Annotated in this window: 13 protein-coding genes and 1 pseudogene; 9 read left to right on the plus strand and 5 right to left on the minus strand. The window is 69.5% G+C overall.

Going from position 1 to position 12,020, the window contains the following annotated elements; translation table 11 throughout:
* Positions 1 to 204 precede the first annotated feature (204 nt).
* Complete coding sequence (locus tag FHR33_RS06025; RefSeq protein WP_183644652.1) at positions 205 to 627, plus strand: DUF6223 family protein; 423 nt, start codon at positions 205 to 207, stop codon at positions 625 to 627.
* A 130-nt stretch (positions 628 to 757) separates the two neighbouring features.
* Here FHR33_RS06025 and FHR33_RS06030 read toward each other — a convergent pair whose 3' ends face one another.
* Positions 758 to 1,696, minus strand: coding sequence for a helix-turn-helix domain-containing protein (locus FHR33_RS06030; protein ID WP_246452517.1), 939 nt, complete (start codon positions 1,694 to 1,696; stop codon positions 758 to 760).
* Positions 1,697 to 1,778: 82 nt separating this feature from the next.
* On the opposite strand from FHR33_RS06030, the gene FHR33_RS06035 reads away from it, so the two are divergent.
* The 3 genes from FHR33_RS06035 (at position 1,779) to FHR33_RS06045 (ending at position 4,852) form a co-directional block, all read left to right on the plus strand.
* Positions 1,779 to 2,192 carry a cupin domain-containing protein gene (locus tag FHR33_RS06035; protein ID WP_183644658.1) on the plus strand — a complete coding sequence of 138 codons (414 nt, stop codon included), beginning with the start codon at positions 1,779 to 1,781 and terminating at the stop codon, positions 2,190 to 2,192.
* A gap of 1,029 nt (positions 2,193 to 3,221) precedes the next feature.
* Positions 3,222 to 3,806, plus strand: coding sequence for an RNA polymerase sigma factor (locus tag FHR33_RS06040; RefSeq protein WP_183644661.1), 585 nt, complete (start codon positions 3,222 to 3,224; stop codon positions 3,804 to 3,806).
* A complete protein-coding gene (locus FHR33_RS06045) occupies positions 3,803 to 4,852 on the plus strand; it encodes a CU044_5270 family protein (RefSeq protein ID WP_183644664.1) in 1,050 nt (349 codons plus the stop codon). The genes FHR33_RS06040 and FHR33_RS06045 overlap by 4 nt, the downstream gene beginning before the upstream one ends.
* Positions 4,853 to 5,263: 411 nt before the next feature.
* Here the strand turns inward: FHR33_RS06045 and FHR33_RS06050 are convergent, their stop codons facing one another.
* Positions 5,264 to 5,440 carry a hypothetical protein gene (locus tag FHR33_RS06050; RefSeq protein WP_183644667.1) on the minus strand — a complete coding sequence of 59 codons (177 nt, stop codon included), beginning with the start codon at positions 5,438 to 5,440 and terminating at the stop codon, positions 5,264 to 5,266.
* 51 nt (positions 5,441 to 5,491) lie between these two features.
* Positions 5,492 to 6,133, minus strand: a complete 642-nt coding sequence (locus tag FHR33_RS06055) for a hypothetical protein (protein WP_183644670.1) — start codon at positions 6,131 to 6,133, stop codon at positions 5,492 to 5,494.
* A gap of 142 nt (positions 6,134 to 6,275) precedes the next feature.
* Here FHR33_RS06055 and FHR33_RS06060 point away from each other — a divergent pair, with 142 nt between their 5' ends.
* Entirely contained in the window at positions 6,276 to 6,677 is a 402-nt protein-coding gene (locus tag FHR33_RS06060) for a DUF2975 domain-containing protein (RefSeq protein WP_183644673.1), read from the plus strand.
* Positions 6,677 to 6,898: a helix-turn-helix domain-containing protein gene (locus FHR33_RS06065; RefSeq protein ID WP_183644675.1), complete on the plus strand. Its 222-nt coding sequence runs from the start codon at positions 6,677 to 6,679 to the stop codon at positions 6,896 to 6,898. Before FHR33_RS06060 ends, FHR33_RS06065 begins: the two co-directional genes overlap by 1 nt.
* A 22-nt stretch (positions 6,899 to 6,920) precedes the next feature.
* Here the strand turns inward: FHR33_RS06065 and FHR33_RS06070 are convergent.
* A pseudogene (locus FHR33_RS06070) lies at positions 6,921 to 7,300 on the minus strand (AIR carboxylase family protein).
* A gap of 149 nt (positions 7,301 to 7,449) precedes the next feature.
* On the opposite strand from FHR33_RS06070, the gene FHR33_RS06075 reads away from it, so the two are divergent.
* Positions 7,450 to 8,844 carry a hypothetical protein gene (locus FHR33_RS06075; protein ID WP_183644678.1) on the plus strand — a complete coding sequence of 465 codons (1,395 nt, stop codon included), beginning with the start codon at positions 7,450 to 7,452 and terminating at the stop codon, positions 8,842 to 8,844.
* Positions 8,845 to 8,997: 153 nt separating this feature from the next.
* Here the strand turns inward: FHR33_RS06075 and FHR33_RS06080 are convergent, their stop codons facing one another.
* Complete coding sequence (locus FHR33_RS06080) at positions 8,998 to 10,050, minus strand: LacI family DNA-binding transcriptional regulator (protein ID WP_183644680.1); 1,053 nt, start codon at positions 10,048 to 10,050, stop codon at positions 8,998 to 9,000.
* Positions 10,051 to 10,291: 241 nt separating this feature from the next.
* Here FHR33_RS06080 and FHR33_RS51605 point away from each other — a divergent pair, with 241 nt between their 5' ends.
* Both FHR33_RS51605 and FHR33_RS06090 read left to right on the plus strand, forming a co-directional pair.
* On the plus strand, positions 10,292 to 11,176 hold the full coding sequence (locus tag FHR33_RS51605) for a carbohydrate ABC transporter permease (protein ID WP_221240957.1): 885 nt from the start codon (positions 10,292 to 10,294) through the stop codon (positions 11,174 to 11,176).
* Complete coding sequence (locus tag FHR33_RS06090; RefSeq protein WP_183644686.1) at positions 11,176 to 12,000, plus strand: carbohydrate ABC transporter permease; 825 nt, start codon at positions 11,176 to 11,178, stop codon at positions 11,998 to 12,000. The genes FHR33_RS51605 and FHR33_RS06090 overlap by 1 nt, the downstream gene beginning before the upstream one ends.
* The last annotated feature ends 20 nt before the right edge of the window (positions 12,001 to 12,020 follow it).

A 12,020-nucleotide genomic window follows, 5' to 3' on the forward strand; every position in this document is an offset into this window, starting at 1 on the left:
AGCCGGACGTCCGCGCGGGTGACTCCTGCGCGCGGATGATCGGCCGGCTACCGCACACGCGGTACTTTCGCGGCTCCTGCGGCGTCCGCGGTAGCCGGCTGCGGCATCGGCGTCAGCGCACATTGCCCGCGTTCGCTGGACGACCGGCGGCCGGTCCGGCGGACATGATCAGACGACACCCAGTCGCAGGAGAGGAAGCACCTCATGCCAGTTCGATTCTTGCTCGTCGTAGCCGGAGCCGCCCTGATCGGTGGTTTCGGGCTTGCCGCGCCGGCGGCCGCGCAGGTCTTGGTCCAGCCGGACCCCGCCGGCGCTTACGCCATGACCTCCGGCCGCCTCTGGTCCCTGGTGGCCGCGCTGCTGGGGCTGGCCGGCGCGGTCATCGGCGGGCTGGCTCTGGCCCGCCCCGCCAGTCGTCTCGGCATCGGCACCGGACGAGGCGGGGCCATGATGGCGCTGGCGGCGGGGCTGGCCGGCGCGGTCGTCGGCGGGCTGGTCGTCGCCGCCGCCGAGGGTGGTCCCGGCACCGGCTACGGAATAGTCGGGGGCTACCTGGCCCTGGCAGTAGGGCTGATCGCCATGGCCCTCGGCGGGCTGGCCCTGACCCGCGTCCGCCGCACCGGCTGACCCGGATGCGGGCCGGCCGCATGGGGCGGGGTCTCGAACGGCCCGGCGGCGCTCCGGTGGAGCAGCCGGACTCCCCCACTGCTCGGGTCGAGGTCACCGGGATGGCAGCCGGCCTGGAGAGGGTCGGCCGTCAGAGCATGCAGGAGCGCGCGAACCGCTCGCGGTAGGCCGAGGGGGTGAGGCCGGTCTGGCGGCGCAGCTGCGTCCGCAGGTTGGCGGTCGTGCCGAGTCCGGTGGCCCTGGCTACCACGTCGAGACTGGGCTCGCCGCGTTCGATGAGCCTGCAGGCCAGCGCGACGCGCTCGCTCGTGAGCCAGGCGAGCGGGGTGGTGCCGACTTCCGTGTGGAAGCGCCGGTGCAGGGTCGCGGGGCTGACGGCGGCGCGGGCGGCCAGGTCGGCGACGGTCAACGGGCGGTCCAGACGCTCCTGGGCCCAGGCCAGCACCGGCGCCAGCGAGGTGTTCCTGATCTCGGGCACGGGCCGTTCGACGAACTGGCGCTGGCCGCCGTCGCGGTGCACGGCGAACACCAGGCGGCGGCTCACCGCGTTCGCGACCTCGGCGCCGTGGTCGCGGCGGATGAGATGCAGGCCGAGGTCGAGAGCCGCGGCGCTGCCTGCCGCGGTCAGCACGTCGCCGTCGTCCACGAACAGCACGTCGGGCTGGAGCCGTACGGACGGGAAGCTGACGCGGAACAGCTCCGCCCAGCGCCAGTGGGTGGTCGCTCTGCGGCCGTCGAGCACGCCCGCCGCGGCCAGGGTGAACGCGCCGGTGCAGAAGCTGACCAGGCGGGCGCCGCGGCCGGCGGCGCGCCTGATGGCCTCCAGCACCGCAGGGGCAGGCGGCGTCTCAGGATCGGGCCTGTTGGGCGCGATGACGGTGTCCGCGCGCTCCACCGCCTCCAGGCCCGCGATGCCCGACATCCTGAACAGTCCCGCGTGCATGACGACCTCGCCGGGGGCGCACAGCGTGAAGTCGTACCACGGCCTGCCCAGCTCGGGACGGCGCAGGCCGAACAGCTCGGTGGCCACCCCCAGCTCGAAGGGGTTCGAGCCGTCATCGACGATCATCACGACCCGATGCGAGGATTCTTGCGGCATGTGCGATTCCTAGCACTCACTGCCCCGCCAGGCCAACCGCCAGAGTGGCGGCATGAGCAACCAACCGATCGACCTGCAGGCCGCGCTGGCCTCCTTCACCGCACTCTGGAGCCCGCGGATCGTCGCTCGAGTGAACGACTACGACGTCAGGATCGCCAAGGTCGAGGGCGAGCACCTCTGGCACGCCCACGACGACACCGACGAGTTCTTCCTGGTGCTGGACGGCGAGCTGGCCATCGCGCTGCGCGACGACTCGAGAACGGAACGGACCGTCACCCTGCCCAAGGGCGCCGTCTTCGTCGTGCCGCGCGGGGTCGAGCACAAGCCGTCCTCGCCCGCGGGGGCCTCGATCCTGATGTTCGAGCCGACCGGCACCCTGAGCGTGGGCGATCGCCACGAGGCCGTGCCCTCCCATGTCGACGCCACCACCGGCCATGCCCTCACCGGATCCGCCCCTGCCAGGTGAGGACCTGGCAGGCGCGCGACCGGCGGAGGCCTTGATCTCGGCGCCCCGGAGCTCGACCCGGAGCGTCGTCGCACCCGTGCGATGCCCCGTCGCGATGACGCCGGTCCCGGCCTCGACCATCCCGTTGGGACGGAGATAGATCAGGTAACCGGAGTGCGTGTAGGCGTCTCCGGGCTTCGCCGTCAGTACCTGAACGCCGCCGAAGGCCGTGGAGGTCGCGAGCGCACGGAAGGCGAGGGTGGCCTCCACGAGGCCGTCGACGATCACCAGATCGTCGGCGACGGCCTTCCATCCGGTACGCGTGGTGTCCTGCTGGCCGTACACGCCGTAGGTGACGACCCAGCTGCCGTGGACGGCGCTCCACGCCTCGCACGTCTCCGCCGAGGAGGAGAAGCTGTCGCGGAAGACGACGCCCCGGGCCCCGTGTAGCCGTGGTCGGTGGCACTGTCGTCCCGCCCAGCAGCAGGGCGGCGACGATAACAACGGTCACCCGCTCGCGGGCATCTCGTATCCAATGAGCACCAGCTGCGCTTTTGGGCCATGGATTGGTGGGTCGCGATCAGACGTTGCTCGGTGGCGTTCTAGGTGTCGGCGCCACGCTGGCAGGCGATGTCGTGCGGACTCGACGCGCTCGCGTCGACAGGATGGACGATCTCCGCAGGGAGATCTACGTGGGGTACCTGACCGCTCGACCACGACAGAACATGCATCCGCCAGCTGGCCCAGGACGCTTCGTCGTGCGATGCGCAGCGACATCCGATAGCTCGCCGACGATGTCAGGGGTCTGAGGAACAACCGTCACCGACACCCTGGCGCCTGGTTCGGCCCATGCGATCCGGATCGGCTACGCCCGCGTCGCTACCCGAGGACAGGACCACGCACGCGCGGCATGAACGTGGAGATCCTGCCCGGCATGCCAGAGGAAGCCGAGTGCGGAGAATCAGGTCTAGGGATGATCTGCTGGGCGTGAACACGAATCAGGGGAACGGCGAAGGAGGCGTGTCCATGGTTCTTCTCTGAAGGGCAGGCATGCCAGCTCCCCCTCCGCAGTCGGCTCCGCCAACCGCTGAGACCGACGCACAGCTCATCGAGGTGTCACTGCGCCGCCCCGAACGGTTCGGCGCGCTGTTCGACCGGCATCACGAGGCCATTCACCGCTACGTGCACCTCCGTCTCGGGGAATCTGCGGCGGACGACATCGCCGCGGAGACGTTCCTGCGGGCCTTTCGCAGCCGTACGCGCTACGACCTGTCCCGCCCCGATGCCCGTCCCTGGCTGTACGGCATCGCCTCCAATCTGGTCGACGGCCACCGGCGCGCCGAGGCCCGCAGGTATCGCGCCCTGACCAGGAGTGCCGAGGTCTCCAATGTCGTGAGCCACGACGAGCGTGTGGTCCAGCGGGTGTCCGCCGCCGTCATGCAGCCGCGACTGGCCGCCGGTCTGGCCGCGCTCTCGCCGGGTGACCGGACCGTGCTGCTGCTGGTGGCCTGCGCCCAGCTCACCTACGAGGAGATCGCCGAGGCACTCGGCGTCCCGCGTGGCACCGTCGGCTCGCGGCTCAACCGGGCCCGCAGGAAACTCCGCCCGTTCATCACCATCGAGGAGTCGTCATGACCGATGACCTGCAGGAGATCAAGACGTCCCACGACGCGCTGCCCGGTCCCTCCGCCACGGCCATCGTCAAGGCGAAGGACTTGCTCGCAGCAGAGGCGCTGGCGGAACGAACGCCTCATACCGGCCCTGGCAAGCACCGCCTCCTGCTCAGGACGGCCGCGGTCGGCCTGGCGGCAGCCGTCGCCGCAGTCGCCTTCCTGACCGGTGCCGACGGTGGTGCGACCCCGGCCAACGCGGCGGAACTGCTCCAGGAAGCGGCCACGGCCGCCGCCCGGCAACAAGCGCCACAGCCGGGCCAGATCCTCTACGTCAACCGCACGGACCAGATCAGGATGACCGTATGGGGTCACGGGCGCGGCCGTTCGGAGGTTACTCAGGAAATCCGCCGTGAGTACTGGATTCCCGCCGCCGACCCCGGCGGCGCGCTGACCCGCCTCACCTACGGCAAGCTGCGCACCCACACCGGCCCGGTTCCGACCAGTATGGAGACCCCGGGCACAGTCGAGTTCCAGCGCGCCGGGCCGTGCACCGTGCACGTGCTCTCGCCGACCGGTGGCGGCGACCTGCCCGCTGACCCGGACCAGTTGCTCACCCGGATTCGCGCGGACGCCGAGGCCTCGGTCAGGAACGAACAGCCCGAGCCCGGCACGGCACCACCCAGCAAGGATCAGATCGAGCGGCTCATCGAGCGCACGGTGACAAGCCGTCTCGTCACCCTGGCCCAAAACCCCTTCCCCGGTCCCGCCCTCCGGGCGGCGGTGCTCGACGCGCTGTCCCAGATGCCCACCGCCACCATGCGCACCGACCTCGCCGACCTGGCCGGGCGACAGGGCATCGGCGCCTCGATCAGATATCAGGGACCAGACGGATGGGAGCGCGCCGAATTGATCTTCGAACCCGGCACCTACCGCTTTCTCGGCTGGCGACACCTGTCCGAGCCACCCGGCGCTGGGGTGCAAAGCAATGCCAGCGCCGTACTGGAAACCAAGATGGTCAACGCCATGCCGAACATCCCGGCCGGGGCTTCCGAAGCCGTGACCTGCTGAAGTCCCGGAACCGGTACGAACCGTAGCGACAGAGATCACCAGCCGTCCCGAGAACCCGAAGGGGGATTGTCCGCGATGGCTACGTGCACCCCAACCACCCTCTCGCTTCTTGAGTTCCGGGACCGTTTCCGGATCGATAGCGGCCGCATCGAGCGCTGTGAGCGGGGGCTCGGTACTGTCGCTGCCAGCCCTGGTCCCGCGCCACCGTCTTTCACTGCGTGTGATCGTCTCAATGTCTCCCTGTCTCGCGCGCCTGCACGCGTAGGGCACAAGCACGGATGAGACGAGACATTGAGACGATCACGCTTCGTGATGGCGGGTAACGTCCCTACCAGCCGCCGCTGTCGCGCCGGAGGTAGCCGTCCATCATGCTCGCGCTCGGCACCCCTGCTGCGCGACCGTGCTGCCCGGCTACTGGATGGCCTGCCAGGCTGCGGCCTCTGCTGCTTGTTGTGCCGCCGCTGCTTCTCGTGCTCTTTGCTGGCGCTCCTGCTCAAGCTGGAGTTCCAGGTCCTGCTGACGCCTGCCTTCGTCCTTGCGGCGCTCCTTCTCACCCACCTGCTTCACCCCTTCCTGATGCTGTGCCATGTTCACCGGTCCGTTACCGGATCGCGAAGCTGACCTTGACCGAGCCCTTGGTCAGCTCAGGTCGTCGTAGACGTCCCTGGTGATGGCCTTGAGGGCTTTCAGCACCTGCTGCTCGCTGAGTCCGTCGTCGGAGGCGGCGGCCTGGTAGTGCCAGTAGAAGACCCGCAAGGAGACGTTGCCCCAGCGGGACACGAGGATTCCCCTGGCGAGGTTGCCGTTGTGGCCCTGCTTGTCGCCGACTCCGTAGTAGAGGCTGGCTTCGTCGCCGATCCCCGCGATCGGGCGTTCGTTGCCGACGGCGGAGCCGGATATCGACCGCTGCGCGGATTCCTGGTCCTCAGCGTAGGTGTCCAAGCCGAGTGTCAGGTTGACCTCGACGGTGGCATGGAACTTGCCCTGTTGGGCGGTGTGGGCGGGCTCCCAGCGTGGCCCCCGCCGGATGATGGGCTCCTGCTTGTCGTTGACGGTCTGCCGGTCGTCCTCGGCCCCGGGCCTGCAGGACGCTTCGGGGGCGTACTTGGTGAGGGTCTCCCGTTCGAGGAGCTCACACGCGTCGGGGACGGTGGTGAACTTCGTGGTTGACTTGGGGGTCGCCGGAGGAGGGCTGCTTGAGACTTCCGCGCTGGGGGCCGAGCAGGCGCCCCCACCGATCATGACCACAGCTGCGGCTGCCGCCAGTGTCACCTTGTTCATAACCAGCAGACGTTAGTTCCGCCAAGATTGTCCGGCAAAAGATCAACAGCCCAGGGAGGTTCGGTGACGAGCCACTAGCAGGCGACGCCGACGGCCGGTGGCACCTGTACGGCCCAGACGGCGAGATCGGAGTCGGCGGCTGGTGACGCCCAACTTCGACAAAACCATCATGGTCGCCCAGCCCACCCTCTACCAGCGCTTCCTGCTCCAGGTACCCGACCTGCTGACCACCCTGCCGCTGGGGGCGGTGGCACTGGTGTTCCTGCGCGTGGTCACGCTGCGTGCCGGTGACCCCTTCATCCCGCCGAACGCGCGCAGGTTCGCGGTGATCGGCGGGCTGCTGATCGGGCTCGCCGTCCTGGTGCCGTGGGTGGAGCAGCTCGCCATGGGCGGGCTGGTGTCCGGCACGCCGCTGGAGGGCACCTCGATCACCGGCAGGGACGACTTCAGGTGGGCGGGGCTGGTGGGCCTGGGCGTCCTGGCGCTGGCCGAGGTGTTCAGGCACGGCGCCAGGCTGCGCGCGGACACCGAAGGGCTGGTCTGATGCCGCCCGAGCAGGAGCACCGCATCAGCGTGCGCCTGGACAAACTCCTGGCCGACAGGGGCATGACGCTCACCGAGCTGGCCGACAGGGTCGGGGTGACGATCGTGAACCTGTCGATCCTGAAGAACGGCAAGGCCAAGGCCATCCGCTTCAGCACGCTGAGCGCGATCCGCCGCGAGCTGGAGTGCCAGCCGGGCGACCTGCTCGGCTACGACGGCTGAGTCATCGCGGCCGCCTCGGCCCTCAGCTTCTCGCCCTTGGCGTGGCCTGGTCGCGCAGCGACTCCTGGAAGGCGTCCAGCCTGCCGCGCAGCCCCTCGTCGGAGGCGGCCAGCATGCGGACGGCCGGCAGACCAGCGTTGCGCGCCCCGCCCGACCGCGACGGTGCCGCGGGGATCCCCGCGGGCATCTGGAGATCGACAGCAGGGAGTCGAGCCCGTCGAAATACTTCAGCGGCACCGGCACCCCGATGACGGGCAGCGTCGTCACGGAGGCCAGCATGCCCGGCAGGTGCGCGGCCCCGCCGGCTCCCGCGTTGATCACCTTGAGTTGGGAGGCGGCCTGCCTGCCGTACTCGATCGCGATTTGATGGAGGCGGGTGAGCAGGTCGTGGCGCAGGGACATGCGGCGACGGCATCGACGCCGAGCCACACCGCGTCATCACGTGCGGCGGACATCGCGCGTCCGGGGCGGCGCGTCACGCCATACCGGCGACATACCGGTGTTCCCTATGCTGACGAACCCTCGTCCACGGATCATGCTGAAGGAACGTCGTGCCCCGTCCCGTGCTCGTCATGGTCGTCGCCCTGCTGCTGTCGCTGCTTCCCGGTGTGTCCCACGCCGCGGGCCCTGGCGTGGTGGGGACGGCGGGGAATCTCATCCGGGAGGTGGAGCCGCGGGCCGACGGCATCAGGCACATGGACTCCAGGGCGATGATCACAGCGTTGAAGGCACTCAACGTGAACACCTACGTCTATCCTCTGGCCGGTGGCTACGATCACTGGGACGACCTGCGTAACGAGTTCCTTCTGGCCGCCGCGGACGCCGGGATCAACGTGTGGGTCATGGTCTACGCGCCGAGCCAGTCGGCCGTCTCCCGGCCGCACGGGCACGACTACGTGAAATGGTCCAGCGAGCTCGCCACTCTCTCGAAGAGCCATCCGAACCTGATCGGCTGGACGGTGGACGACTACGGCTTCGACCTCAAGACGTTCACCCCGGCGTACGTCGAGCAGATGCGTGCGGCGGCCAAGGCGATCAACCCGTCGTTCAAGTTCATCCCGACCGTCTACTACAGCCAGTTCACCGATACGTTCGCCGCCGAGCAGGCCCCGCTGCTGGATGGGGTGATCTTCCCCTTCCGCGACGAGCCGGTCCGGGACACGTCGTGGACGTGGAGCCTGTCCTACCAGGTCAAGCAGGTCGCGCAGCGCCTCCCCGACACCGACATCTACCTGATGCCCTACGTCCACCCGCTGAGCCGTACGGCCCTGAAACCGACCGTGGCCTACGTCGAGGCGATCACCAAGAAGGCGCTCGAGCACGTCGCCGCGGGAGAACTCGCCGGGATCCTGCAGTACAAGCTCCCGTACATGTCCCGTGACCCCGGGTGGACGCGCCCGGCGACCGACAACCTCGCCCGGACCGGCAACGGACGGCTCAGCTTCGTCGTACAAGCCGACACTCCCACCAGCCCCGGGATGTGGTGCAGCGCCACGCGGACGGTCCAGCTCACGCCCGGCGCGACCAAGCGCGCGGTGAGCTTCTGGCATCGGGACAACCGCGGGTCCGGGAGCCCGGCCGGCTACCACATGAAGCAGCTTCTCCTCAACGGCAAGGTGGTGTGGGAGCGGGACGTCGCCGCCGATGAGTACGCCTGGCAGCAGACCACGATCGACCTGACGGCCAAGCTGACCGGGGCGACGAGCGCGACACTGCAATGGCGGCTGTACGAGCGCAAGGGCGTGGGCGACAACGTCGTCGACGTGCGCGTGGATGACATCGCCGTCACCGGCCTGCAGATGAGCGACCCCGGCGTGGAGAACGCCGCCACCTGGACGGCCGGCCTGGCCCGGCAGGGCGGCCCTGTCTACTGCTCCGCCCAGGTCTACCACCAGAACTACGGCGCCGATCTCGGCACGCGCATCGCCAAACTGTACGCCGGATAGTCCCGAAGTCCTCGGCGTCGCCGCGGCCGCCTGGCCCGCTGATGTCAGCGCCAGCGCGGCCCTCACGACAACGCGATGGTACGGCTGCCGCCCCGCGCCGTGGCAGGCCCAGGGCGGCTCGGCGGTCACAGGCGCGCCGGGCCGAGGGCGTCGCTACGCGTGGCCGTCGTCCCCCACGGGGAGCGAGGTCGCGCGAACCACGAGCTGAGGATCGAAACGACCCCGCGTGTCCTCCTCGTCCTCGATGCCGAGCAGGATCCGGACCGCGCTGGCGCCGAGCGCCGCGGAGGGATGCCGGATGGAGGTGAGCGGCACGATCGCGAAGTCGGCGAACTCTATGTCGTCGTAGCCGACGAGCGAGAGATCCTCTGGTACCCGGACCCCCGCCACGATGAGCCCGTGCAGGAGCCCGAGCGCGAGCAGGTCGTTGCCCGCCAGGATCCCGTCGGGGAGGCCGGACCTCGGGCGCTCGAGCAGCGTCCGCGCGACCGTCTCGCCGACCTTCGCGGTCTGGACCTGGACGCGGACGACCTCGAGCGAGGCCGGTGCCATGGACTCGGCGACCGCCCGCCTGGCCCCCGCCAGGCGCAGGTCGATGTGGGGGTGCGTGCCGCCCACGAACAGCAGGCGCCGCCGGCCCTGGGCGAGCAGGTGGGAGGCGGCGAGGTAGCCGCCCCGCTCGTTGTCGCCCGAGATGGCCGGATAGCTGTGCGGGCCCGGGGCGATGCCGACCAGCACGAACGGTGTCCCCCGCCTGCTCAGCCCGAGCAGTTCCGCCGGAACGTCGCCCACCGGAGCGGCCACGACACCGCTCACTTGCTGGGACTCGAAGAAGTTGATGTAGGCGCGCTCGCGCTCGGGGCTCTCGTCGCTGTTGGCGACCAGGATGAAGCGGCCGTGCGCGGCGGCCTCCGCCTCCGCGCCCGCCGCGATCTCCGCGTAGACGGGGTTGCTCGTGCTGGAGACGAGCAGCCCGAGCGCGAGGCTGTGGCCGACGCGCAGCCGCCGCGCCGCGTCGTTGCCGACGTAACCGAGCTCGTCGGCGGCCGCGAGGACGCGCCTGCGCAGTTCGGGCGAGACCCGGTTGGGCTGGGTGAAGGCGTAGGAGACGGTCGCTCGCGAGACTCCGGCACGCGCCGCGACGTCGCCCACCGTGGGGGCGGTACCGTCCGCCTTCGACCGCCGTGGCACCGGTTCAGAGGTCATCGGACTCCTTGTCGTCCATGGTCGACTGCAAGCCTAGCGCAGTCGTGAATCGATTCACGCCGCGCCATTGACACCCGATCGGGCGACGCGTAATCTGCCCGAAACGCTGTGAATCGATTCACAGCATGTCATGGAGTTGGCCTCTCGACGGCCGTACCCCCGCCATGGACATCTGCGAGAGGAGCCACACGTGGCCTTGCCGCATGCGACGACGACACCGTCTGGGATACGGGAGCCCTCCGTGGCCGGCCGGAGCCGCCGCAAGGTGGGCGTTCGCGCCCCGTGGTGGTTCGTTGTCCCGGCGATCGCGGTCTACCTCTTCATCGTCGTCGTCCCCAGCGTTAACGGCGCGCTGTTCTCCTTCACCGACTGGAACGGGCTGCGACCCGACTGGTCGGTGGTCGGCCTGGACAACTACGCCAGGGTCTTCGCGGACCGGACCGCCCGCGACGCCCTCGTCAACACGCTGGTCCTGGCCGCGGCCGCGACGGTGGTGCAGAACGTCGTCGGGCTGCTGCTGGCCCTCGGCGTCAACAGCATGGTCAAGAGCCGCTACGTACTCCGCGTGATCTTCTTCGCCCCGGTGGTGCTCACGCCGCTGGTCGCGGGGTACGTGTGGAGCTTCCTGCTCTCGCCCAACGGCGCGGTCAACGACGCGCTGCGCGCCGTCGGCCTGGGCTCTCTGGCGCACGACTGGCTGGGTGACCCGGACACCGCGCTGTACGCGATCGTCGCCGAGATCGTCTGGCAGTTCTCCGGCTACTCGATGGTGATCTACCTGGCGGGACTGCAGGCGATCCCCTCGGAGGTGCTGGAGGCGGCCACGATCGACGGGGCGGGCGCGTGGAGCAAGTTCCGCCGCGTCGTGCTGCCCCTCCTCAACGGCGCGGTCGTGATCAACGTGATGCTCTGCCTGATCGGCGGGCTCAAACAGTTCGACCAGGTGATGGCCATGACCGGCGGCGGGCCCGGCACCGCGACGGAGACGATCTCCACGACGATCTACAAGAGCGCCTTTTCGCTGGGCGACTTCCCGTTCTCGATCGCGCTCGCGGTCGTCATGACCGTGGTCATCGCGGTGCTGGCCGGGATCCAGTTCCGCCTGACGCAGAGGAAGAGCTCCTGATGCACGCGCGATACACCTGGCGGACGCTCACCCGCGAGGCCACGCTGGTCCTGCTGGCCCTGGTGTTCCTCATCCCGCTGGTCGGCCTGCTCAACGTGTCGCTGAAGTCGCAGGACAGCCAGACCAGCGCGCTGGCCTTCGACTTCCCGCCCACCCTCGACAACTACGCGCAGGCCTGGGACCAGGCCAGCCTGGGCGCGGCGCTGGCCAACAGCTTCGCCATCACGGCCGTCAGCGTCGTCCTCATCATCGCCTTCTCCGCTCTGGCCGCCTACCCGCTGGCCAGGGTGACCCGCGGCTGGTCGCGCTACACCTTCTCCTTCGTCATCGGCGGGCTGCTCATCCCCGGTCAGCTCGCGCTGCTCCCGCTGTACGCGACCATGCGGGACCTGGACCTGCTCGGCTCCGTCTGGTCGGTGATCCTGATCAACGTCGGGCAGCAGATGCCGTTCTCGGTCTTCCTCTACACGATGTTCCTGCGCGAGCTGCCGCTCGACTACGAGGAGGCGGCCCTGCTCGACGGGTGCGGCCCGGTGCGCTCGTTCGTCACCGTCGTCTTCCCGCTGCTGCGGCCCGTCACCGGCACCGTGGTGATCCTCAACACCGTCGGCATCTGGAACGAGTTCTTCACACCGCTGCTCTACCTGGGCGGCAGCGACAACACCACCGCTCCGGTGGCCATCTACGGCTTCGTCAGCCAGTACGTCTCCCAGTGGCCGCTCATCTTCGCCGGCCTGGTGATCAGCGTCATCCCGATCCTGGTCGTCTACTTCGCGCTGCAGAAGCACATCATCAAGGGCTTCGCCGGCGGACTCAAAGGCTAGCCCCCACCCTCAGGAGTCTG

This window comes from Nonomuraea dietziae (genome assembly GCF_014195505.1).
In the GTDB taxonomy this organism is placed as follows: Bacteria; Actinomycetota; Actinomycetes; order Streptosporangiales; family Streptosporangiaceae; genus Nonomuraea; species Nonomuraea roseola.

What these genes read in the sequence shown, in the direction of transcription:
- FHR33_RS06025 (WP_183644652.1), top strand. Translation starts at nt 205, where the DNA reads ATGCCAGTTCGATTCTTGCTCGTCGTAGCCGGAGCCGCCCTGATCGGT.
- FHR33_RS06030 (WP_246452517.1), bottom strand. Translation starts at nt 1,696, where the DNA reads ATGATCGTCGATGACGGCTCGAACCCCTTCGAGCTGGGGGTGGCCACC.
- FHR33_RS06035 (WP_183644658.1), top strand. Translation starts at nt 1,779, where the DNA reads ATGAGCAACCAACCGATCGACCTGCAGGCCGCGCTGGCCTCCTTCACC.
- FHR33_RS06040 (WP_183644661.1), top strand. Translation starts at nt 3,222, where the DNA reads ATGCCAGCTCCCCCTCCGCAGTCGGCTCCGCCAACCGCTGAGACCGAC.
- FHR33_RS06045 (WP_183644664.1), top strand. Translation starts at nt 3,803, where the DNA reads ATGACCGATGACCTGCAGGAGATCAAGACGTCCCACGACGCGCTGCCC.
- FHR33_RS06050 (WP_183644667.1), bottom strand. Translation starts at nt 5,440, where the DNA reads ATGGCACAGCATCAGGAAGGGGTGAAGCAGGTGGGTGAGAAGGAGCGC.
- FHR33_RS06055 (WP_183644670.1), bottom strand. Translation starts at nt 6,133, where the DNA reads ATGAACAAGGTGACACTGGCGGCAGCCGCAGCTGTGGTCATGATCGGT.
- FHR33_RS06065 (WP_183644675.1), top strand. Translation starts at nt 6,677, where the DNA reads ATGCCGCCCGAGCAGGAGCACCGCATCAGCGTGCGCCTGGACAAACTC.
- FHR33_RS06080 (WP_183644680.1), bottom strand. Translation starts at nt 10,050, where the DNA reads ATGACCTCTGAACCGGTGCCACGGCGGTCGAAGGCGGACGGTACCGCC.
- FHR33_RS06090 (WP_183644686.1), top strand. Translation starts at nt 11,176, where the DNA reads ATGCACGCGCGATACACCTGGCGGACGCTCACCCGCGAGGCCACGCTG.